This is a genomic window from Pseudoflavonifractor sp. An176 (assembly GCF_002160435.1).
Classification (GTDB): domain Bacteria; phylum Bacillota; class Clostridia; order Oscillospirales; family Oscillospiraceae; genus Enterenecus; species Enterenecus faecium.
Map to the genome: position 1 here is coordinate 1 of NZ_NFKO01000034.1, position 21,018 is coordinate 21,018.

At 59.3% G+C, this 21,018-nt stretch carries 21 protein-coding genes; 1 reads left to right on the forward strand and 20 read right to left on the reverse strand.

Annotation, left to right across the window (positions count from 1 at the left end; all coding sequences use genetic code 11):
* Positions 1–151: 151 nt before the first annotated feature.
* The 18 genes from B5F12_RS10275 to cdaA all read right to left on the reverse strand — a co-directional run bounded on the left by B5F12_RS10275 (position 152) and on the right by cdaA (position 18,129).
* Positions 152–1,666: an SPOCS domain-containing protein gene (locus B5F12_RS10275; protein WP_158096564.1), complete on the reverse strand. Its 1,515-nt coding sequence runs from the start codon at positions 1,664–1,666 to the stop codon at positions 152–154.
* Between the two features lie 215 nt (positions 1,667–1,881).
* Positions 1,882–2,760: a ribosome small subunit-dependent GTPase A gene (gene rsgA, locus B5F12_RS10280; RefSeq protein WP_087234066.1), complete on the reverse strand. Its 879-nt coding sequence runs from the start codon at positions 2,758–2,760 to the stop codon at positions 1,882–1,884.
* Positions 2,761–2,763: 3 nt separating this feature from the next.
* Complete coding sequence (pknB, locus tag B5F12_RS10285) at positions 2,764–4,782, reverse strand: Stk1 family PASTA domain-containing Ser/Thr kinase (RefSeq protein WP_087234068.1); 2,019 nt, start codon at positions 4,780–4,782, stop codon at positions 2,764–2,766.
* A 25-nt stretch (positions 4,783–4,807) separates the two neighbouring features.
* The gene (locus tag B5F12_RS10290; RefSeq protein ID WP_087234071.1) at positions 4,808–5,545 is read right to left on the reverse strand and encodes a Stp1/IreP family PP2C-type Ser/Thr phosphatase; all 738 of its coding nucleotides are present in this window, start codon (positions 5,543–5,545) and stop codon (positions 4,808–4,810) included.
* Positions 5,542–6,594, reverse strand: coding sequence for a 23S rRNA (adenine(2503)-C(2))-methyltransferase RlmN (gene rlmN / locus B5F12_RS10295; RefSeq protein WP_087234072.1), 1,053 nt, complete (start codon positions 6,592–6,594; stop codon positions 5,542–5,544). Before rlmN ends, B5F12_RS10290 begins: the two co-directional genes overlap by 4 nt.
* Before the next feature lie 3 nt (positions 6,595–6,597).
* Positions 6,598–7,923, reverse strand: a complete 1,326-nt coding sequence (rsmB, locus tag B5F12_RS10300) for a 16S rRNA (cytosine(967)-C(5))-methyltransferase RsmB (RefSeq protein WP_087234074.1) — start codon at positions 7,921–7,923, stop codon at positions 6,598–6,600.
* A 13-nt stretch (positions 7,924–7,936) separates the two neighbouring features.
* Positions 7,937–8,866, reverse strand: coding sequence for a methionyl-tRNA formyltransferase (gene fmt, locus B5F12_RS10305; protein WP_087234076.1), 930 nt, complete (start codon positions 8,864–8,866; stop codon positions 7,937–7,939).
* A complete protein-coding gene (gene def / locus B5F12_RS10310; RefSeq protein ID WP_087234078.1) occupies positions 8,863–9,351 on the reverse strand; it encodes a peptide deformylase in 489 nt (162 codons plus the stop codon). The genes fmt and def overlap by 4 nt, the downstream gene beginning before the upstream one ends.
* 22 nt (positions 9,352–9,373) lie before the next feature.
* Positions 9,374–11,851: a primosomal protein N' gene (gene priA / locus B5F12_RS10315; RefSeq protein ID WP_087234080.1), complete on the reverse strand. Its 2,478-nt coding sequence runs from the start codon at positions 11,849–11,851 to the stop codon at positions 9,374–9,376.
* 88 nt (positions 11,852–11,939) lie between these two features.
* On the reverse strand, positions 11,940–12,152 hold the full coding sequence (rpoZ, locus tag B5F12_RS10320) for a DNA-directed RNA polymerase subunit omega (RefSeq protein WP_087234082.1): 213 nt from the start codon (positions 12,150–12,152) through the stop codon (positions 11,940–11,942).
* A gap of 29 nt (positions 12,153–12,181) precedes the next feature.
* A complete protein-coding gene (gmk, locus tag B5F12_RS10325) occupies positions 12,182–12,802 on the reverse strand; it encodes a guanylate kinase (RefSeq protein WP_087234084.1) in 621 nt (206 codons plus the stop codon).
* A complete protein-coding gene (locus tag B5F12_RS10330) occupies positions 12,799–13,071 on the reverse strand; it encodes a DUF370 domain-containing protein (protein ID WP_087234086.1) in 273 nt (90 codons plus the stop codon). The genes gmk and B5F12_RS10330 overlap by 4 nt, the downstream gene beginning before the upstream one ends.
* A gap of 15 nt (positions 13,072–13,086) precedes the next feature.
* Positions 13,087–13,974, reverse strand: coding sequence for a YicC/YloC family endoribonuclease (locus B5F12_RS10335; RefSeq protein WP_164488791.1), 888 nt, complete (start codon positions 13,972–13,974; stop codon positions 13,087–13,089).
* 7 nt (positions 13,975–13,981) lie between these two features.
* On the reverse strand, positions 13,982–14,512 hold the full coding sequence (locus B5F12_RS10340) for a hypothetical protein (protein ID WP_087234090.1): 531 nt from the start codon (positions 14,510–14,512) through the stop codon (positions 13,982–13,984).
* Position 14,513: 1 nt separating this feature from the next.
* Positions 14,514–15,119 (reverse strand): J domain-containing protein, encoded by a 606-nt coding sequence (locus tag B5F12_RS10345; protein WP_087234092.1) that lies wholly within the window; start codon positions 15,117–15,119, stop codon positions 14,514–14,516.
* On the reverse strand, positions 15,103–15,993 hold the full coding sequence (locus B5F12_RS10350; RefSeq protein ID WP_087234094.1) for a DUF5685 family protein: 891 nt from the start codon (positions 15,991–15,993) through the stop codon (positions 15,103–15,105). Before B5F12_RS10350 ends, B5F12_RS10345 begins: the two co-directional genes overlap by 17 nt.
* Before the next feature lie 2 nt (positions 15,994–15,995).
* A complete protein-coding gene (locus B5F12_RS10355; RefSeq protein ID WP_087234096.1) occupies positions 15,996–17,261 on the reverse strand; it encodes a hypothetical protein in 1,266 nt (421 codons plus the stop codon).
* On the reverse strand, positions 17,236–18,129 hold the full coding sequence (cdaA, locus tag B5F12_RS10360; RefSeq protein WP_087234099.1) for a diadenylate cyclase CdaA: 894 nt from the start codon (positions 18,127–18,129) through the stop codon (positions 17,236–17,238). The genes B5F12_RS10355 and cdaA overlap by 26 nt, the downstream gene beginning before the upstream one ends.
* A gap of 207 nt (positions 18,130–18,336) precedes the next feature.
* Between cdaA and B5F12_RS10365 the strand changes: the two genes are divergently transcribed.
* The gene (locus tag B5F12_RS10365; protein ID WP_087234101.1) at positions 18,337–19,479 is read left to right on the forward strand and encodes an amidohydrolase; all 1,143 of its coding nucleotides are present in this window, start codon (positions 18,337–18,339) and stop codon (positions 19,477–19,479) included.
* 46 nt (positions 19,480–19,525) lie between these two features.
* Here B5F12_RS10365 and glyA read toward each other — a convergent pair whose 3' ends face one another.
* On the reverse strand, positions 19,526–20,776 hold the full coding sequence (gene glyA, locus B5F12_RS10370) for a serine hydroxymethyltransferase (protein ID WP_087234103.1): 1,251 nt from the start codon (positions 20,774–20,776) through the stop codon (positions 19,526–19,528).
* 50 nt (positions 20,777–20,826) lie between these two features.
* Positions 20,827–21,018: hypothetical protein (locus B5F12_RS12055; protein ID WP_204221552.1), on the reverse strand; the 192-nt coding region annotated here is incomplete at its 5' end.

The window sequence follows — 21,018 nt, forward strand, 5'->3', positions numbered from 1 at the left end:
TTCAGATTCCACCTCACGATGGACACCCTTGCCTTCGGCTAACAGTTCCTACTGCCAAGTCTGTAGTGGACTTTCACCACCAAGTTATTGCCCATGCCGGGCGCACCATCAAAAAATCGGCCGGAGAAACCCTCCGGCCGATTTTGGCGTGTCAGACTCGCTTGGTGGGAATGAGCAGAATCATTCCCTCCGGCACCGTCTCAGAGGCCAGCTCATTGGCGGTGCAGATATCCTGGATGGTGGCACCGCAGGCCTTGGCCACATCCCACAACTGCTCTCCCGCATCCACCCGGCGAATGACCAGGGAGGGGCGGCTACACGGGCCCTCATAGGCACCCGTAGAAGCCACAGAGCTGACACACAGCAGCTCTTCCTCCTTGGTGGTCAGCCAGCGGAACTCCAACTCAAAACGCAGATCAATGCCGCCGCTGACGGCCGCCGCAGTTAAATCACCCACAGCTCTACAGTGTACCTTGCGCTGGCACCCCTCCGGGATTTGATAGGGACAGGTGACCAGGACGCTGTCCGTAGCCCCACGCAGCTCTCCCTCCTCGTCCAAATACAGCATGTGTACTTGAATCTGGGCGGCTAGCTCGTTGCCGTGCTCTCCGCTGCGCTGGGTCACTTCCTTGACCACGGCGAAGCTGTCCAGCACCTGCTTGGCCTCCACCGAGGTCTGATAGAAGTGGCGGACACTCTGGCTGGTGCCGCCTGTCTCCGCCAGGGTACACAGAGGGCAGGGGGAGCGCTGGGCATCCAGCCGACAGCTCACAGAATACACGTCGGAGAGTAGCGTCACCTCCCGCTCCATACGAACCACCGCCTGGGCGCAGGCCTCCACGGTGACCTCCAGTTCTCCCTCTCGCAGGCGACAGTCCACGCTTTTCAGGCGCACGTCCACCTGAGAGCCCTGGTCACCCGCCTCCTGCTCCACGTCCAGCACCTGGGAGAAGGGGAGCTCGAAACAGGTGGAAGTGACGCTGTCCCCGCACTGGTACACCAGGTACAGCTTCACAGACCCTTTTACCACCAGCTTACGACCGATGAGCTTTCCCTCCATCACGTCCAGCTGTGGACGGCACAGCAGCAGCTGCTGCACCTCTCCCTTAGAGGGGGGCATGCGCACCAAGTCGGAAAAGAGGAAGGGTTTCTCCACCACCCCGGTGATCACAATGTCCCGAGCGGGCAAAAGCCGCTTTTCCAAGCTCCCCTCTGGGCCGCCCTGGACGTCGGTGTTCACCTCTTTGGCCGCCAGCTCATAGGCGGTGAGCTCCACCATAATTTCCGCCCGGGCCACCACTTTTCTGGGATTGATCGCCCGGGCATCCGCGAAGGTGACCGTAGCGCTGGATTGTACCACCGTGGTGGTACGCAGCGATGGATGGTCTTTCAGGCATTGGAAGGGGATGGCCACCTCCAAGGTCTTGGGCAGCTGCTCCCCCTCGGGAATGTAGAACACCGTGGTCTGGATGGTGCCTGTCAGCCGCACCGTCCCCTCTCCCGGCTCACAGTCCCGCACATACACCCGCCCCACCGCCGTGACGATGCGGGCAATATCCGGGTAAGTATCCGGCACAATGCTCTCCAATGTCTCCTCCTGGGTCACCGCAGTGTCCAGAACCTGGCGGTATCCCTCCAGCACCACAGGCTGTAACTCCATATCCATAGACATCCTCCCTTTGTCCACATTCTGAGGTATCTATATGACCATGGAGGCCGGGATATGCCCTCAACCCGAGATGCCGAAAATCCGGCGCATAATCCCACACAGGGCTTTGGGAAACTTCACAACTACGATCCGCATAAACAACAGCCTCTCCTTTCCATGCTGAAATCTACTACAGCATATGTAAGAAGAGGCTGTCTGGTTCCTGATCCAATTTATTTTTCCCACTGGGGGCGGGACTTCACTTGATCGTACAGGCGCACATAGCTCTGGTAGCGACTGGGAGCGATGGCACCGTTGTCCACCGCCTCCCGCACCGCACAGCCCCGCTCCTTGACGTGGGCACATCCCACAAAGCGGCACTGTTCCAGATAAGGATGAAATTCCCGGAAAGTGTTGGCCAGCTCCTCCTTGGGGATGAGTTCCATCTGTTCCACATCAAAAGCAGAGAATCCGGGGGTATCTGCCACTAATCCGCCCCCTACGCGGAACAACTCCACGTGGCGGGTGGTGTGGCGGCCACGGCCCAGCTTTTCGCTGACCTGACCCACCTTCAAGCCGAATTGCGGGCACAGGGCGTTGAGCACGCTGGACTTGCCCACACCGGAATTTCCAGTGAATGCGGAGATCTTCCCATCCAGAACCCCCAGCAGCTGCTCCAGGCCCTCGCCCGTCTGGGCACTGATGGCAAAGGACTGAAATCCAGCCCTCTGATACAGCTCTACCAGCTGAGTGGCGGGCTCTAGATCGCACTTGTTAAAGCAGATGATGGGCTGGCACCCCTTGTACTCCGCCAGAGACACCATCCGGTCGATGAGAAATGGGTCCGTGACCGGGATAGCCCCGGAGGCCAAAATTACCAGTTGGTCCATATTGGCCACCATAGGCCGCTGGAACTGATTGGAGCGGGGCAGGACCTCATCCACCATCCCAGTTCCGTCCTCGGTCACCGTAATGGCCACGTGGTCCCCCACCAGAGGGGTGATCTTCTGGTGGCGCAGCTTGCCACGGCCCCGGCAGGTGATGGGCTCTTGCTCTGCCCCCACGTCCACATAATAGAAGCCGCTGAGGGCCTTAATGATGGTACCCGTCATACGTTAAAACTCCAAATTATAGCTCTCTACTTGCACCCCGTCGATTTCAATGGTCACTCGCTTGGTGGTGCCGGGACTCTGGGTCACTTCACGGGAGAAGTCTCCCTTCTCATCGGCATTCCACTTGCCGTCAAAGACGGTGGTGGAACCCAACGTCACCTTCAAATCAATGGTACCGGAGTAGTCGCTGAGGTCCACGGTGATGGTCTTCTTCACCGGGGCGTCTGTGGTCACCACCGGGGGATTGGTGACAGGAGGCTGGGTGGCCTCTGGGCCAAGGCTGACTTGGAGGTCAATGGTGGTACCAGGGTCCACCATGGTTCCCTTTTCAATACTCTGCCACATCACCTTGCCGGCGGCATAGGTGTCGCTGTGATACTCCTTCACATTGGCCTTGAGCCCCTGCAACTCCAGCTGGGCCTTCACCTGCTCCAGGCTCAAATCCACGTAATTGCCCACAGCAACCTTTTGATTCTCCTTGCCCTTGCTGACCACCAGGGTCACCTCGTCCCCCTCTTCCAGCTCGGTATCCTTCTTGGGGGTATAGGAGATGATATAGCCCTCTTCCGTGGTGGAGGAATACTCTTCCTCTGTGACCACTTTGAGTTTCATATCCTCCTCCAGCTTCTTCAATGCCCGTTCCAGTTCCCAACCCGTGACGTCAATCATCTTCAGTTCCTCTGTTCCGCCACTGATGGTGACGGTGATGGTGGACTTACCATCCTTGACCTTTTCATCGGCCTCAGGGGTCTGCTCGCAGATCTGGTCCTTCTCATACTCCTCGTTGAACACCGTCTCGCCCACCTCAATGGTGAAATCGCCCAGGATGGAGGGGTCCTTTTCCAACTCCTCCAGGGTATAGCCCAACAGATTGGGTACGGTGTACTCCTTGGCCGGAGCAAAGATGGCACCTCGGATGAAATTAAAGAGGAAGATCACAATACCCACTACGAAGATAAGGATAGCCGCCACGGCCACCGCAATGGGCGGAAGCTTGACACGGCCTCCGAACAGCTTGATGCGCTCGGTCCGCTCTCCCTCCTCGTCATAGTACTCGTCATCCTCGTCGTACAATGCTCCAGTGTCGTCGGAGACTGGTTGCTGCTGCTCCGGCTCCCGGGCACCGGGAACGGGGATCACCCGAGTGGGCTCCTCGATGTTGTCGATACGGATGGTGTCCGAGGGAACGGCATCGGGATTTTTCTGAAACTCCGTCACCGCATCCAACATATCCTGAGCGGAAGCATAGCGCTGGTTGGGATTGGGGGCCATGGCCTTCATGGTGATGGCCTCCAGACCCACGGGGATATCAGGATTCAATTCCCGAGGCTGAATGGGAATGGAGTTGATGTGCTGAATGGCAATGAGCACCGGGGTCTCGCCCTCAAAGGGCAGCCGCCCGGTGAGCATCTCATAGAGCATGACGCCCACAGAGTACAGGTCAGACCGCCCGTCGATGTGGCTGCCCTTGGCCTGCTCCGGGGAGATATAATGCACCGACCCGATGGCCTCCTGGGTCAGGGTGGCCTGAGAGGACGTCAGGCGGGCAATGCCAAAGTCGGCCACCTTAATGCTCCCGTCCCGCAGCACCAGAATGTTGTGGGGCTTGATATCCCGGTGGATGATGCCCCGGCTGTGGGCGTGGTCCAGTGCCCGCAGCACCTGGGAGATAAAGTGCAGGGCCTCCTGCCACTTCAAGGGCGTGCCGCGCTTTTGCATATATTGCTTCAAGGTCATGCCGTCAATGAGCTCCATGACGATGTAGTTGAGCCCATCGCTCTGGCACACGTCATAGACACCCACAATATTGACATGGGACAGCATGGCAACCGCCTGAGACTCCGCCTGGAACCGACGGCGGAACTCCGCGTCGCTGGCCAGCTCTGGCTTTAGGATCTTGATGGCCACCAGCCGATTGAGCCGATGGCAGCGGGCCTTATACACCACGGCCATGCCACCCACGCCAATACGCTCTAAAATCTCATAGCGATTGTCGAGCATTTTACCTATGTATTGATCCATGGTAAATGTTCCTCCTCGTTGTGGTTCACCGCTGCGCCATGACAATGGTTACATTGTCCGGCGCACCGTGCTCCAACGTCATACGCATCATACTGCGGCACCGCTCCTCCAGGGGGCGCTGCTCCACAGCCTGCTCCAGCAAAACCTGGTCGGTGAGAACGTTGGACAGGCCGTCGCTGCACAGCAGCAGGCTGTCCCCCTCCTGCCAGGTCACATGGTAACAATCTGCCGTCACATCCCGGTCCACACCCAGTGCCCGGGTAATCAGGTTCTTCTTGGGGTGGGTGCGGGCCTGCTCCGGGGTGATATCCCCCCGAGAGACCAGCATCTGCACCAGGGAGTGGTCACAGCTGACCTGCTGAATCTCCCCGTCGTGGATGTGATAGCAGCGGCTATCCCCTACATTGATCACATAGGCCTCCTGATCCAGCAGCAGCGCCGCCACCAGGGTGGTCCCCATCCCCCGATACTGCTCATCGGTGCGGGAGAGCTGGTAGACGTGGGTATTGGCCTGGTCACAGGCCTGGCGGAGCAGCTGGGTACAGTCCTGCTCCCCCTCCGGGACCCCATCCTGGCACAGCTCCTCCAGTTTCGCAGCAAAACTCTCCACTGCAATGGCGCTGGCCACATTGCCCGCTCGCGCGCCGCCCATACCGTCGCAGACCACCGCAATGGCCACCTGCTCGCTGAGCTGGCGCACGGCATAGCTGTCCTGGTTCTCACTGCGTACCGAGCCGATATCCGTCATTCCAAATATGTTCATAGGGCTTCGTCCTTTCCGGGCTGGAGCTGATCTTGCTGCATGTGCTTCCGGCGCAGCTGACCACAGGAGGCGTCAATGTCGCCCCCCAGCTTACGCCGTACGGTGGCTGTGACGCCCTGGGATTCCAACCGTTTCTGGAATTGCCGCACCCGGCGGCTGGGCTTGAGGGGAGACTCCTCCACGTGGTTCAGGGGAATCAAATTCACATGTCCAGGCTGACCCCGCAGCAGCTTCACCAGCAGGTCCGCCTGCTGGTCGCCGTCATTGATGCCGTCGATCATGGCGTACTCGTAGGAGATACGCCGTCCCGTCTGCTGGAAGTACCGCCGACAGGTGTCCATCAGCAGGTCTACCCCCACGCCCCGGTTCACCGGCATCAGCTTGGAGCGGGTCTCGTCGTCGGGGGCGTGAAGGGATACGCTTAGCGTTAATTGTAACCCCAACTGTGCCAATTTGTCAATTTTCTTCACCAGGCCACAGGTGGACAGGGAGATGTGGCGCATGCCGATGTTTACACCCTGAGGGTGGTTAACCAGGTGTAAAAATTGGATCACATTGTCAAAATTGTCCAGAGGCTCCCCAATTCCCATCATCACAATGTTGGAAATCTCCGCCCCGCTGTCCAACTGAGTAAAAATGATCTGGTCTAAAATTTCGCTGGGCTGCAAGTCCCGGACCTTTCCGCCCAGGGTGGAGGCGCAGAACTTACACCCCATGTTGCACCCCACCTGACAGGACACGCACACGGTATTCCCGTGCTGATAGCGCATGAGCACCGTCTCCACGCAGTTGCCGTCCCGCAGCCGCCACAGGTATTTGATGGTGCCGTCTAAGGCGGACTGCTGCTTGCGCTCCACAATGGGGGCGGTGATGTAGCACTGCTCCTTCAAGGTCTCCCGCAAGGTCTTGGGCAAATCGGTCATCTGGTCAAAGGAGGTCACGCCACGGTGCAGCCACTGAAAAATCTGCTTGGAGCGAAAGGCGGGCTGTCCCAACTCCTTGAGATACGCCCCTAGTTGGTCTGGCAGCATGGATTTGATGTCGATCACGGCTTAGCCCTCCTTCTTTCGCAGACGGGCCACGAAAAAGCCGTCTGTGTGATGTATATGGGGCCAGAACGTCATCATGCCTTCCTGGCGCCCAAAATGGGGCAAATCAAATGCCTCCAACGTAAATTCCGGGTGTTGCTGCAAAAACCACGCCACCACGTCCTGATTTTCCCGCTCCCGCAGGGTGCAGGTGGCGTAGATCATCACTCCGCCGGGGCGCACATAGGCCGCGCAGTTGTCCACGATGCCCTTTTGCACCTGGGGCAGCCCATCCAGAGGTTTGGGGTCCTTGTAGCGGATGTCCGGCTTCTTGCGGATGATACCCAAACCTGAGCAGGGTACATCCACCAGCACCGTATCAAACCGCTCCACCCAATCCTCCCGGCGCTGGGCGGCGCTTTGCAGCTGGGCGGTCAGAATGGACAGGCCCAGACGGCTAGCCCCCGCCTCCAGCAACCCGATCTTGTGGGGATGAATGTCACAGGAGGTAATCTCCCCCTGATTGTTCATGTCCACGCCAGCGGCAAAAGACTTGCCGCCGGGCGCGGCACAGCAGTCCAGCACCCGCTGGCCCGGCTGGACATGTGCTGCCGTCACGGCCAGGCGGGCTGCCGCATCCTGGATGTAGAAATAGCCCTTCTGGTAGGCGCTCAGCCGCTCCATATCTCCGGTACCACTCAGCAGCAGGCAGCCTTCCAGCCAGGGGTGACGCTGTACCTCCACCCCGTCCCGCTCCAGCTCCTCCACCGCCTGGTCCACGGTGCATACCACCGTGTTTACCTGGGCCGTGGTGGGGGGCTGGCAGTTGTCTGCCTGGGCCCAGGCCTTCACGCCGTCCACGCCCAGCACCTGGGCAAACTCCTCCACCAGCCACCGGGGGTGGCTGGTCTGGAGGGCGATGGTCTCCAGCTCGTCCTTCCCCTTGGGAAGAGGCAAGGGCATGTCCCGGAGGATACCCCGGAGCACACCATTGACCATCCCAGCCGCTCGGGGGTTGCGGCAGTGCTTTTTCGTCAACTGGACCCCTTCATTCACCGCCGCACTGGGTGGAATCTTGTCCATATACAGGATTTGATACAGGGAGAGGCGCAGAATGGACAGCACCTTGGGTTCCAGTTTTTTCAGGCCACCAGTGCATCGGCGTTCCAGATACCAGTCCAAAGTCATCCGGGTTTGGAGCACGCCAAAGCACAGCCGAGTGGCCAAGGCGGCATCCCGACGGTCCAGGGCGCTCTCTTTCAGTATTCGCTTCAAATGTCCCTCAGACCAGGCCCCCTGCTTATCACAGGCTGTCAGGGTTAGCATGGCCGCTTCTCTGGCAGAACCCATAGGTAAACTCCTCTCAGATGGCTTCCTTCTCCTCCAGGGGGTGGCCCAGCAAAAAGGCGTGGGCCGCCATGGCTTTCTTCCCGTCGGGTTGAAGCTCCAAAATTTCCAATACCGTGCCCTCTCCACAGGCCACCCACAGGCCACGCTTGTCTGCCTTGACGCAGGTGCCAGGGGCCTGGGTCGTCTGTTCGGTTCCCACCGCCGTGCGGATGATCTTGCACCGCACGCCGTCCACTACTGCCGTGGCGGCGGGCCAGGGAGTCAGGCCCCGCACCTGGTTGTGGATTTGGGTGGCAGTATGGGTCCAGTCAATGGGGGACAGGGCCCGGGAGAGCATGGGGGCGTAGCAGGACTGGGCATCGTCCTGGGGTACTGCCACCGCCGTTCCCTGCTCCAACTGCTCCAGCACCTGGGGCAACAGGTCTGCCCCCATCTGAGCCAGACGGTCGTGGAGCTGCTGGGCGGACTCATTGAGATCAATGGGCGTGGCGGCGCTGGCCAGCATGTCGCCGGTGTCCAGCCCCTCTGCCATATACATGATGGTCACTCCGGTCTCGCTCTCCCCGTTGAGGATGGCCCAGTTGATGGGGGCTGCACCCCGGTACTTAGGGAGGAGAGAGGAGTGGACGTTGATGCACCCCAGAGGGGGTAACTGCAAAATATCCACGGGGAGGATTTTGCCGTAGGCCGCCACCACAATGAGCTGGGGAGCCAGCTCTCGCAGCTGCTCCAGGGCGCTTCCACCCCGCAGGGTGGTGGGCTGGAATACAGGAATTCCCACCGACAAGGCATACTCCTTCACAGGAGGCGGCAGCAGCTTCATGCCGCGGTTTTTGGGCTTGTCCGGCTGAGTGAAGACTCCACACACCTCATGGCCATCCTCCACCAGGCGGCGCAGAGAGGGGACGGCAAAGTCCGGGGTGCCCATAAAGACGATTCTCATGCGTCCTCGTCCTCCATGGCATCCAGCTCGTCCACCGTGTAGAGCCGGTCGGTGTGCTCCACAAACAGGTGCCCGTCCAGGTGCTCCAGCTCGTGGCAGAAGCAACGGGCCACAATACCCTCACCACTCATCTCGAAGAAGTCGCCGTTGCGGTCCTGGGCCCGCACGGTGGCGGTGGCGGGACGGGTAACCACGCCGTACTTTCCGGGCACGGACAGACAGCCCTCCAGACCAGTCTGCTCTCCGTCCGAGGCAATGATCTGGGGGTTGACTAGCTCCACCATGTTCTCCTGGTCATCCATGACAATGACCACTCGGCGCAGAATGCCGATCTGGGGGGCAGCCAGGCCCACCCCGTTGGCCTGGGCCAGCGTCTCCTTCATATCGTCCAGCAGATCGTGCAGCTTCTCGTCAAATTTCTCCACCGGGTGGCAAGTCTTAGCCAGCGCCGGATCTCCTTGGGTCAAAATGGTTCTCAAAGACATTGTTAGGTCCTCCTTTGTTGGATTAATCCTGCGGGTTGATATCTGCATACACCGACACGCCCCGGTTGGCCTTGTCTGTCTGGGCCTGGCGCACCATGTGGGCCACCAGTTCCCGGGCTTGTCTGGTATTTTTGGTCTGTAACGTCAAATGATAGCGGTAGCGGTTATTCACCTTCACCACCGCCGCCGGAGCGGGGCCCAGCAGGCGACACGCCATGGAGCGATACCTGGGCTGGGAGAGAATCTGCTCAAAGGCCTGGCGCAGCCGCATGCACACCCGCAGCACCTCGTGCTCCTGGTCTCCGGTGATGTGCAACACGAAGAAGTCCCCAAAGGGGGGACAGTCCCGGAGCTGGCGCATACGGATTTCCTGCTGGTAAAACCCGTCATAGTCCTGACGGGAGGCACACTGAATGACCTCATTGCCAGGAGTAAAGGTCTGGATGAAGGCCCGTCCGGTCTTGCCGCCCCGTCCTGCCCGGCCCACCACCTGGGTGAGCAGAGAGAAGGTGCGCTCTCCGCCCCGGTAGTCCTCCACATACAGGGTCTGGTCGGCAGCCACCGCCCCCACCAAAGTCACATTTTCAAAGTCCAGCCCCTTGGCCACCATCTGGGTGCCCACCAGCACCGGGATTTTCTCCTCCCGGAACTGGGCCAGCAGCTTGGCGTGGCCCTGGACGCCAGACACGGTATCGGTGTCCATGCGCATCACCGACACGCCGGGAAAGAGGCGTTGCAGCTCCTCCTCCACCTTCTGGGTGCCCAGCCCCACAAAGCTGTAAATGCCACCGCACTGGGGGCAGTGCTGGGGCAAGGGCTGGGAGTAGCCGCAGTAGTGGCACATGAGTCGGCCGTTGGCCTTGTGGTAGGTCAGGTGTACCGAGCACCGGGGGCAGCTGGGGGATTCCCCGCACTCTCCGCACACCACCATCTGACTACTGCCTCTCCGGTTGACAAAGAGGATGGCCTGCTCTCCCCGGTCTATGGTCTCTCTTAAAGCCTCCACCAGAGGCTGACTGAGGGCAACGCCGTTCCCCTCTCGCAGCTGCTCCCGCATATCCACCACCGTCACCTGGGGCAGTTCCCGCTGGTTAAAGCGGTGCTCCAGAGTAAACAGGTGGTAGGTGCCTGCCTTGGCGTGGTACATGGTCTCCACCGATGGAGTAGCCGAGCCCAAAAGAAGCAGAGCGTTCTCTTTCGAGCACCGGAACTTGGCCACATCTCGGGCGTGGTACCTGGGGTTCTGCTCGGACTGGTAGGTGGGTTCCTGCTCCTCGTCCAGCACCACAAGTCCCAGGTTGCGCACCGGGGCAAACACCGCCGAGCGGGTACCCACCACCACCATGGCCTGACCAGAGCGGACCCGTTTCCACTCGTCGTACCGCTCTCCCGTGGACAGGCCACTGTGGAGAATGGCCACCTGCTGGCCAAACTGGCAGGTAAATTGGTCCATGAGCTGGGGGGTGAGGGAGATTTCAGGCACCAACACCATGGTACCCCTGCCCTCCTTCAGGCCCTTGTGAATGAGCTGGATATAGACCTGGGTCTTTCCGCTGCCAGTAACCCCGTACAGCAGGGCGGCAGCGGCCCGCTGGGTCTCCATCAGCGCCCACAGACCGTTCATGGCCTGCTGCTGCTGGTCATTCAGGGCCACAGGGGTGGGAGCTTGGGCATTCTGCACGCCCACCTGAGGCGGGCGGCGGAACACCTCTTGCTTGCGCAGGGTGAGAAGCCCCTGTTTTTCCAGGGACCGCAGCGTACTCATGGAGGCCCCAGTGAAATAACACAGCTCCTTGGCGGACACCTCTCCCATCTCGCTCAGGACTTTGACCGCCTGGTACTGGAGAGGCGCTCTCCGCCGTCGGCCGGACACCTGGGCTAAGGCCTCCTCCGGCTCCACCGCCAAGGCTACCCGCTGTTCCAGCTTGTCCTTCACTCCAGGGATTCCGTCCGCCCGGCGGACGATGCCCCCCGCCTCAGCCAATCGGCGCAGGGCGGGCCAAGGGTCCGCCCCGTCGAAGGCCCGCTGAATCTCACTGAGTTCCGCGCTACCCCCATAGGCGCATAGAATGTCCGACAGACGCACGGACGGTCGGTCCTCTCCAGCCAACTGATACAGGGCCTCCCGGTCCAGTCCTGGAGCTATGCTCCAGCTCTCTTTCAGAGCGTACCAGAGCCCGGCGGGGAGCATCACCCGGATGGCCTCGTACACAGTGCAAAAGTAGTGCTCCCGCATCCACAAAGCCAGCTGGATGTTCTCCCCAGTCAGCACCGGCTCTTGGTCGAGAACCGTCTGGATGGGTTTTAAAGCATCCACATTTTCCTGCTGGCCCAAGGCCAGCACAATGCCGTCACTGAGCCGGTTTCCCCGGCCAAAGGGGACGGCCACCCGCATTCCCACCTGCACACGGGACGCCATGTGCGGGGGGATTTTATAATCAAAGGGCCGGTCAATGGCGTAGACGGCGGCTGCCACTGCGATTTTTGCTGTCTGTGGCACCTCCCGTCAACCTCCTCCTTTTGACCGCGAAAGGGCAAGCAGCGCCTCGCCGCTTGCCCTGGCTTCACAGGCCGTGCCTTTTGACTTCTTATTCCTCGGTCTCCTCAACCGGTTCCTCCACCTGCAGCTGGCCATCGGCCACCTCGCGCACAGCCAGAGTCACCGCCTTCTCCTCCAGGGGGATACCGGTCTGCTCCGACTCGCTGGAAATCTCACGGGCACGGTGGGCCACCACATTCACCAGCATGTAACGGCTGGGCACTTTCTCCAACAGGTCCTTCATAGGGGGATAGAGCAACATAATTCTTCAATCCTTTCGTTTTCGTCCAATTAGTCGTTGGTGCCGATGATGCTCTCGGCCAGCTGAATTCGCTTGTTGACTCGGCAACTCTCCGCCTCCAGGATGGACAAGATCTCCTGGGCGGCGGACATCACGTTGTCATTGACCACCAGGTAGTCGTACTTGGTGCACTCCCGGCACTCTTCCCGGGCTTTGGCCAGCCGCTGGGCAATCACATCCTCGCTGTCGGTGTTGCGCTTGCGCAGTCTGCGGGAGAGTTCCTCCAGAGAGGGAGGGATGATGAAGATACACACAGCCTCCGGGCACTTTTCCCGCACCTTGGCTGCACCCTGGACCTCAATGTCCAGCAGCACATCCACACCGGCTTGCAGCTTCTCCTCAATGATTTTGAGCGAGGTTCCGTAGTAATTGTCCACATACTGGGCATACTCCAAAAACTCATTGTCCCGGATCATGCGCTCAAACTCTTCTCGGGCGACAAAGTTGTAATTTACGCCGTGCTCCTCACCCACCCGGGGCTGCCGGGTGGTAAAGGACACCGAGAAATGGATGTCCCGTCGGCTGCTGAGCAGCTCGGAGATCACCGTGCTCTTGCCCACCCCAGAGGGGCCGGACAGAACAATCAACTCGCCACGTTTTTTCTTCTTCATATCTCTTTCTCTCCCATCTGCTCTTCTTCCGGTGACGAGGGGTCAAACCGCTGCCCCAGTACCTCCGGGGTCAGGGACGACCACACCACATGTCCACTGTCCATAATCAGCACCGATTTGGTCTTGCGGCCAAAGCTGGCGTCAATGAGCATCCCCCGATCTCGGGCCTCCTGGCCCAGACGTTTGATGGGGGCAGATTCCGGGCTCACCACCGCCACCACTTTCCGGGCTGACACCACATTGCCAAACCCAATGTTGATCAGTTCCATGCCGTCACCTCGATATCACTCCAGATTTTGGACCTGCTCGCGAATCTTCTCGATCTCCGCCTTGATGTCCACCACCACCCGGGCAATGTCGATGTCATTGCACTTGGAGCCAATGGTGTTGGCCTCCCGGTTGAACTCCTGAATGAGGAAGTCCAGCTTGCGGCCCACAGCGCCGCCCTGGTCCAGCAGCTCCCGCAGCTGGGCGATGTGGCTGCGCAAGCGCACCGTCTCCTCGTCCACTGCCACCTTGTCGGCAAAAATGGCGGCCTCAGTGAGAATCCGGCTCTCCTCAATCTGGGTGTTCTGGAGAATCTCCGCCATCTTGGCCTCCAAGCGGGCTCGGTACTCCGCCACCGTCTGGGGGGAGCGCTCCTCCACCTTGGACACCAGGCCCTCGATGGTCACAGCCCGGCCGAGAATGTCCTCTGCCAAGCGCTGCCCTTCCCGCACCCGCATGGAGTCAAAGTCCGCCAGCGCTGCGTCCAGAGCACCCAGAAGTCCGGCCTTCACCTGCTCCTGGTCCTGTTCCTTTTTCTCTACCGTGAGCACATCGGGGAAGCGGGCCAAGTCGGTGGCATAATAGCTACCCTTCACCCACTCGCCCTTGCCCAGATCATAGAGTTTGGCCAGAGCCTGGATATAGGATTTGGCCAGGCCCTCGTTGACGGTCACCGTGGAGTCATCCTCCGCCTGGGCGGTCAAGGTGACAAACACATCCACCTTGCCCCGGGAAATGGAACCTTGTACCCGGCTTTTCATGGCGTCCTCCGCAAAAATGTACGCTCTGGGCATCTTGATGCCGCAGTCCAGATAGCGGTTGTTCACCGACCGCACTTCCACGGTGAAAGTGCCGCCCTCGTAGCTGCACTCCCCTCGTCCGTATCCGGTCATACTCTTAACCATGGTTTCATCAGCCCTTTCTCCAGTTTCTTCCCTTCCCCATGCGGGAGAGATAGGCTGCAATCAGCCCGCTAAAGCCAAAGTCATATAGTAAAAATACCACGTTACCCAGCACATACACCAGCCCCAAGTGCAACTGCTCCAGAGGCAGGCCATCCAGTGCTACCGCCTTGGTGACCAAGACCACAACTGTGTAGGCCAGGTTGAAAAACACCAGCTTACAGAGAATCTCCAAGGGTCTGCGGCGCAAGGCCTCCACCTTGGACTTTACCACCGGGTACAGGCCAAACAGGGCGGCATACAGGAGCACGCAGAACTTATCCGGTACCAAAAGCAGCCCCAGCACCGACACCGCACCCCAACACAGCAGTCCGGCGGAAGTTCCCCCGGCAATCACCACACCTGCGCAGGGTACCCCTGCCAAGGCCACCAGGCCGATGGCTCCAGTGGGTGAGATGGCCGAGCCGTACAGCAGAATGATGGACACCGCCCCCAACAGGGCCGGATAGGTGATGCTGCTGGCAGATTTGCCTGGTTTCATATCAATTACATCCCCCACACAGACAGTTCAGGCAGAGCATGGTGGTACAGCAGTCCAGGCTGTCGCACTGCCCTCCGGTCATATTGGTATTATACCCATAGCCGCCCTGCTGCATCATGGACAGAGCCTGGCGGTACTCCATGTTCCCCGGCTCCATCTGGCAGGCAATCTGATAATTCTGCCGAGCCTCGTCCAACCATCCTCGACGGTAGGCGATACTACCCATGAGGAAGTACCACTCGCCATTTTTGCTGGAGATGCCCCGGAGCAGCTGTTCCGCCCCGTCCAGGTTTCCCATATTGATATACTGGCGCACTTGAGCAAAGGAAGTGGAAGAGCCGCCTCCACTGTACTGCCCCTGGTATCCATAGGACTGGGAATAGCCCCCCTGATACCCGCCGCCGGTGCTTCCGCCCCCGCTGCGCGCCTTGGTGATGGCGTCGTAGGCCTCGTTGACTTCTTTCATCTTCTCCTCAGCCAGATCGGCCAGAGGGTTGTTCTGGTAGTTGTCCGGGTGGTATTTCCGGGCCAGTTCCCGATACGCACGCTTGACTTCATCATCACTGGCGTTGGGGCTGACCCCCAGCACCTCATACGGATCTCTCATGCATGTATCTCCCTTTGTGTAGCTTTTTGACTTCCTTCCATCGCCCGTCCATCACAGCGCTCTGCACGGCGGGAAGGCCAATGCACAAAATATTTTCTAAGACGCGCTCCCACTCTCCCAGCTCCAGCAAACTGGCGGCACTATATGCCAGCCGCACCGAATGGGTACAGGTGGTGGCCACATACTCCTGCTCCTCTTTGGCCTTGCCCTCAAACCGGGCATCCAGAGGGTTATAGCGCCCGCAAGCCCGATCCTCGTCCAGATCATCCCATGCATCCATCAGGTAAATCCAGCGCCCCAAATGGTACAGCAGCTGCTGCAAAATACGGGCCTGGTCCCCTTGGGCCTGCTCTGAGGCCGCAGAAGCCAGCATGGCGGCAAATTCATGGGCCACGGCGTCCAGCCGTGGAGAGCGCTGGGCTTCCAATTGGTCCAGGCGCTCCAGACAGCCCTGCACCTGGTCCACAAAACCTGGACAGGCCTGAGCCGTTCTCCGGTATGGCCTGTGAAACCAGCGGCGCAAGAATCGGTATGGCAGGCCACTCCAAAAGCCGTGGTCCTTCACATCATCGTCCAGCTTGTGCCAAGTGAGAATTAGACTCACATCCGCCGCTCGCTCCATCCCCGGCCCTCTCAGGCACGCCTTGGGCTTGCGGATGGGGTGGGCGGGACAGCGCTGGCACACAGTCCGGTCCCCTCCCTGGCAGATTTGCAAGAGGATGGCCAGGAGGGTCAAGTCATAGTTTAAGGTAAATCGGGTCCAAAACCCATGTCTCTTTCCCATCTCGTGGCAGAGGCCACAGTAGGCGGATTGGTACAGGTCCTTCTCCTCCTGGGAAAGCTGGGTCAGGGCCGGTCTGACATATCCAAACATAATCAGGCTCTATAGAGGGAGACCACAATTTTATAGTCTCGCCCCACCACGTCGATTTGATCACGGGTGCCCACACTGTCCAAATAGACGTTGGCGGTCACCGTATACTGCCCGGCAGCCTGGTTGATGTCCTTCAAGTCTGCCACCACCCGGATTTTATCCGGCGTGACGGCATCCAGCAGCTCCTGGCTGCCCCGGACCTCCACCTCCACCATCTGGGTCAGTGCTTTGGCAGCCCAGCCATCGGGAGGAGAAATGCAGTCAATGTTGGTGACCTCCACAGTCTTGCTCTTCAGAGAGTCGTCCAGGTCCAGGGTGGCCGTCACCTGGGTGACGCCGCTGATGTTGGTCAACTCGTCGGTGAGGGCAATATCAAAGGTGATCACATCTCCGTCGTGGACGGTGCCCAAATCAATGGTGCCCAGCACAATGGAGCCCTCAGACTGGATGGCCTCCACGGCCGTCTTGCTGCCGGCTACGGTGAGAGACTCCTGACTCAAGGTGCATGTCACCTGGTCCAGGGAGACGCCGCCGCCCGCCACCAGCTCCACCTTCAAGGGGATGTCTGCCGTGGCTAGGATGGGGAAGGTAGTGTGCACCGTGGCCACCGAGCACTCCACGTCCAGATTGTCAATGACGTCGCCGCTGGCACCGATGAAGCGGTAGGGGAAGTCCCCACGCACGTTTTCGGAGAGGTTTTCACCCGTGACCACCACTTCGGCATAGGACACCTGGTTGACCAGCTCCGCCTGGCCACTGATGGTGATCTTATTGGGGGAGAAGACAAAGTCCTCCTGGTCTCCAGCCAGATACCCCTCTGCGGTGGTGCCCTCAAACTTGCCCCGCAGTTCGATCTCCCGCTGGCGGTACTCCGCCACCGTGAAGGAGACATTTCCCGTCCCCTCGTTGATGATCTGCACCTGACTGGCGCTGATGTTGCTGGGCAGCTTCACGGTATAGGCCAGGGTATAGTCCCCCGCTCGCTCGATGGTGGCCACATCCACCACCAGCTCCACCGTCTTATCGGTGAGCTGGGCCAACACCGCAGGCTTGGCCTTCACCGTAATATTGGCGGAGGGTGCATCCCCGGCGATCATCAGGCCGTTGCTCTCCAGCTGCTCTTCGCCGGAAAATGTAATGGTAATATTTCGAATGGGTTTGCTCGCCTGATTTCCATCCATGGAGGTCACATAAAACCACATGACCACAGCAATGGCGATGGATAAAACCACATAGAGCGCCTTACTGTCGAGAATCTTCTTCCCCATCTGGCTTATCCCCCTTTATTGGTTTGAGCATATTGGTCAGCCATGCCGTGCCGGAGGGCTTGCTCTCCTCCTGCTTGGGCATCAGCTCATTGCGCAGCATCTGTTCCAAGGTAGCAGGAGCCAGGTGCCGCTTGAGCATTCCGTTGATGGCCACAGAAATGGAACCTGTCTCCTCCGAGACCAGAGCCACCACCGCATCAGAGTTTTCACTGATACCAATGCCAGCCCGGTGGCGCATTCCCAAGTCCCGGCTGATGTTCACATTCCCAGACATGGGCAGCATACATCCAGCTCCCACAATTCGCCCATTGCGGACGATGACAGCGCCGTCGTGGAGGGGCGCCTTATTCCAAAACAAGTTTTTCAGAAGTTCCGCAGACACCCGGGCATCCAGCGGTGTGCCCGTCTTGAGCACATCGTCCAGCATGGTCTTGCGTTCAAACACCATCAGAGCGCCTACCTTATCCTTGGACAAGGAGGTGTAAGCCTCCACCGTCTCCCGGATGGCATACTCCAGTTCATCGTCAATGGTCTCTTGGACAAAGATCTCTTTGATTTTACCGCTGCCCATCTGCTCCAGGAAGCGGCGAATCTCCGGCTGAAAGATTATGACCAGGGCGATAAATCCCAGCTCCACCGCATTGTTCAGCACAAAGCTCACCACTTGCAATTGCAGCAGATTGGCAACGCCCAGAGCCACCACGATCAGCAGAATGGCCTTGACGACCTGGCCGGACCGACTGCGGCGGATAAAGCGGAAAATATGGTACACCACGAAGGCCACAATGGCCATATCCAACACGTCAAAAAAGCCGATCAGCTTCACATACTCCTGAACGGTGCGCAGGAACTGCTCAATATATTCCATTTCATCGCCTCCAACCACATGGCAAAATGCCATAGTATGGCTATCCTACGTATTATAGCTCATAAACGCCGAATTGGCAAGACAATGACAGCTAAAACTTCAAATATGAAGCAGATATGAACAAATCGGCCTGTCTCCTCTTCCTTTTTTCGGGCTCCTATTGTATAATCTCGAAAGATACACAAAGGACCCAGGAGGTATGTCCCTATGTTAATCAAACATGCACAAATCTACGACGCCGTTCACCCCCAACCCTATGTGGGGGACGTTTTGATCCACGGCACCGTCATCCAGGCCATTGGCCCCCAGCTCTCCGCCCCCGGCGAAGAAGAGCTGGACGCCCAGGGTCTGCGCCTCTACCCCGGCTTCATCGACGCCCACAGCCATCTGGGCCTGGATAACTACGGCATGGGCTTTGAAGGCCACGACTACAACGAGATGGGAGACATTGTGGCCGCCCACCTCCGGGGCATCGACAGCTTCAACCCCCTGGAGCTGGGGGTACGCCGGGCCCTGGAAGGCGGCGTCACCACCGTGGGCACCGGCCCGGGCAGCGCCAACGTGCTGGGCGGTACCTTCTTTGCAGTGAAAACCCACGGCAACTGTGTGGATGACATGGTACTCCGGAACCCGGTGGCCATGAAGTGCGCCTTTGGTGAGAACCCAAAGCGCTGCTACCAGAGCAAAGGTAACTCCGCCCGCATGAGCACCGCCGCCAAGCTGCGGGAGATGCTCTTTGCCGCCCAGGACTACCTAGCCCGCAAAGAGGCCGCCGGAGACGATCCTCTGAAAAAGCCCAAGTACGACATGAAGCTGGAAGCCCTCATCCCCGTACTCAAAGGCGAAATCCCCCTCAAAGCCCACGCCCACCGGGCCGACGACATCTGTACCGCCATCCGCATCGCCAAGGAGTTCGGGGTACAGATGACGCTGGAGCACTGCACCGAGGGGCACCTCATCCCGGAGGTGGTAGCCCGTTCCGGGTTCCCCGCCGCCGTGGGCCCCACCCTCACCAATGCCAGCAAAATCGAGCTGGTGAACAAGACCTTTGAGACCCCCGGCGTGTTGGCCCGGGCCGGAGTTCAGGTGAGCATCATCACCGACAATCCCGTCATTCCCCAGTCCTACCTGCCCCTGTGCGCCGGGCTGGCCGTAAAGGCAGGCATGGACCCCTTCGAGGCGTTGAAGGCCATCACCATTAACCCCGCCAAGCATCTGGGCGTGGAAGATCGGGTGGGCTCCCTGGAGCCGGGCAAAGATGCCGACCTGGTACTGGTGGACGGAGACCCCATGGTCAGTGACAGCCACATCCGGTGTGTGTGGATCAACGGAGAAAAAGTAGTTGGTTAACCAAAAATGTGCCTGACAGCCGGAACTGTCAGGCACATTTTTGATCTTATCGGTAAATGGGGTGGGCCTGGGTGAGTTGGGCCACGCCCTGGCGAATCTCCTCCGCCTTGTTTTCAAAGTCTGTGGCCGCCCACACAATATATTGGGCCACCTGGTCCATGTCGGCGGTAGTAAAGCCACGGCTGGTCACCGCAGGGCTACCCACCCGGATGCCGCTGGTCTGGAAGGGAGACCGGGGATCTCCGGGCACCTTGTTTTTGTTGACGGTGATGCGCACCTCGTCCAGGCGGCGCTCCAGCTCCTTGCCGGTGAGGTCGCCCAGATTACGCAGGTCCACCAGAGCCAGGTGGTTATCGGTGCCACCAGACACCAGGTTCATGCCCCGGCTCATAAGTCCCTGGGCCAGAGCCTGGGCGTTGTCCACCACCTGCTGCTGGTACACCTTGAACTCCGGCTTCAGGGCCTCACCCAGTGCCACCGCCTTGGCAGCGATGATGTGCATCAGAGGTCCGCCCTGAGCTCCGGGGAAGATGGCGGAGTTGATCTTCTTGGCCAGGTCCTCGTCGTTGGTGAGAATCATGCCGCCACGGGGACCACGCAGGGTCTTGTGGGTGGTGGTGGTCACCACATGGGCGTAGGGCACGGGAGAGGGGTGGAGCCCAGCGGCCACCAGGCCAGCAATGTGGGCCATATCCACCCACAGATAGGCGCCCACCTCATCAGCAATGGCACGGAAGCGGGCAAAGTCGATGGTTCTGGGATAGGCGGAGGCACCAGCCACGATCATCTTGGGCTTGCACTTTTTGGCCACCCGCTCCAGCTGGTCGTAGTCGATGTAGCCGGTCTCCTCGTCCACGCCGTAGGCCACCACGTTGTAATATTTACCGGAGAAATTCACCGGGCTGCCGTGGGTCAAATGTCCACCGTGGTCCAGGTTCATGCCCAGCACGGTGTCCCCGGGCTGGCACAGGGCCATATACACGGCGTAGTTGGCCTGGGCCCCGGAGTGAGGCTGCACATTGGCAAACTTGGCCCCGTAGAGCTGGCAGGCCCGCTGAATGGCCAGGGTCTCCACCACGTCCACGCACTGGCAGCCGCCATAATAGCGCTTGCCGGAGTATCCTTCTGCGTACTTGTTGGTGAGCACGCTGCCCGCTGCGGCCAGCACCGTCTCAGAGACGATGTTTTCCGAGGCGATCAGCTCGATGTTGTCACACTGTCTTTGATATTCGGCCTGGATGGCAGCGCCCACCTCAGGGTCCATTTTGGATACAAAATCCATATACTCCAAAACCATGGTTGTTCCACCTTTCTCTTATGAGCTAGTTGTGCCCTATTATATCCGCTTTATTCTAATAAAGCAATAGATAAACCGTGAAAGTTTCGTGACATTCCCCCTGGGTCTATGGTATGATATCGCCAGAGGTGATAAGGTTGAAACATTGTAATGTAAGTACCATTTCGAAAAAGGGCGTAAAAACCCAAGCCCCCTAAAAGCGGGCAAAAACTGAACTTATGCTTAAAATCTAAACAGTAAGT

What these genes read in the sequence shown, in the direction of transcription:
- B5F12_RS10365 (WP_087234101.1), top strand. Translation starts at nt 18,337, where the DNA reads ATGTTAATCAAACATGCACAAATCTACGACGCCGTTCACCCCCAACCC.
- B5F12_RS10335 (WP_164488791.1), bottom strand. Translation starts at nt 13,974, where the DNA reads ATGGTTAAGAGTATGACCGGATACGGACGAGGGGAGTGCAGCTACGAG.
- cdaA (WP_087234099.1), bottom strand. Translation starts at nt 18,129, where the DNA reads ATGGAATATATTGAGCAGTTCCTGCGCACCGTTCAGGAGTATGTGAAG.
- B5F12_RS10330 (WP_087234086.1), bottom strand. Translation starts at nt 13,071, where the DNA reads ATGGAACTGATCAACATTGGGTTTGGCAATGTGGTGTCAGCCCGGAAA.
- rsgA (WP_087234066.1), bottom strand. Translation starts at nt 2,760, where the DNA reads ATGACGGGTACCATCATTAAGGCCCTCAGCGGCTTCTATTATGTGGAC.
- pknB (WP_087234068.1), bottom strand. Translation starts at nt 4,782, where the DNA reads ATGGATCAATACATAGGTAAAATGCTCGACAATCGCTATGAGATTTTA.
- fmt (WP_087234076.1), bottom strand. Translation starts at nt 8,866, where the DNA reads ATGAGAATCGTCTTTATGGGCACCCCGGACTTTGCCGTCCCCTCTCTG.
- B5F12_RS10340 (WP_087234090.1), bottom strand. Translation starts at nt 14,512, where the DNA reads ATGAAACCAGGCAAATCTGCCAGCAGCATCACCTATCCGGCCCTGTTG.
- B5F12_RS10355 (WP_087234096.1), bottom strand. Translation starts at nt 17,261, where the DNA reads ATGGGGAAGAAGATTCTCGACAGTAAGGCGCTCTATGTGGTTTTATCC.
- B5F12_RS10290 (WP_087234071.1), bottom strand. Translation starts at nt 5,545, where the DNA reads ATGAACATATTTGGAATGACGGATATCGGCTCGGTACGCAGTGAGAAC.
- B5F12_RS10350 (WP_087234094.1), bottom strand. Translation starts at nt 15,993, where the DNA reads ATGTTTGGATATGTCAGACCGGCCCTGACCCAGCTTTCCCAGGAGGAG.
- gmk (WP_087234084.1), bottom strand. Translation starts at nt 12,802, where the DNA reads ATGAAGAAGAAAAAACGTGGCGAGTTGATTGTTCTGTCCGGCCCCTCT.
- rsmB (WP_087234074.1), bottom strand. Translation starts at nt 7,923, where the DNA reads ATGGGTTCTGCCAGAGAAGCGGCCATGCTAACCCTGACAGCCTGTGAT.
- B5F12_RS10345 (WP_087234092.1), bottom strand. Translation starts at nt 15,119, where the DNA reads ATGAGAGATCCGTATGAGGTGCTGGGGGTCAGCCCCAACGCCAGTGAT.
- glyA (WP_087234103.1), bottom strand. Translation starts at nt 20,776, where the DNA reads ATGGTTTTGGAGTATATGGATTTTGTATCCAAAATGGACCCTGAGGTG.
- B5F12_RS10275 (WP_158096564.1), bottom strand. Translation starts at nt 1,666, where the DNA reads ATGGATATGGAGTTACAGCCTGTGGTGCTGGAGGGATACCGCCAGGTT.
- rpoZ (WP_087234082.1), bottom strand. Translation starts at nt 12,152, where the DNA reads ATGTTGCTCTATCCCCCTATGAAGGACCTGTTGGAGAAAGTGCCCAGC.
- def (WP_087234078.1), bottom strand. Translation starts at nt 9,351, where the DNA reads ATGTCTTTGAGAACCATTTTGACCCAAGGAGATCCGGCGCTGGCTAAG.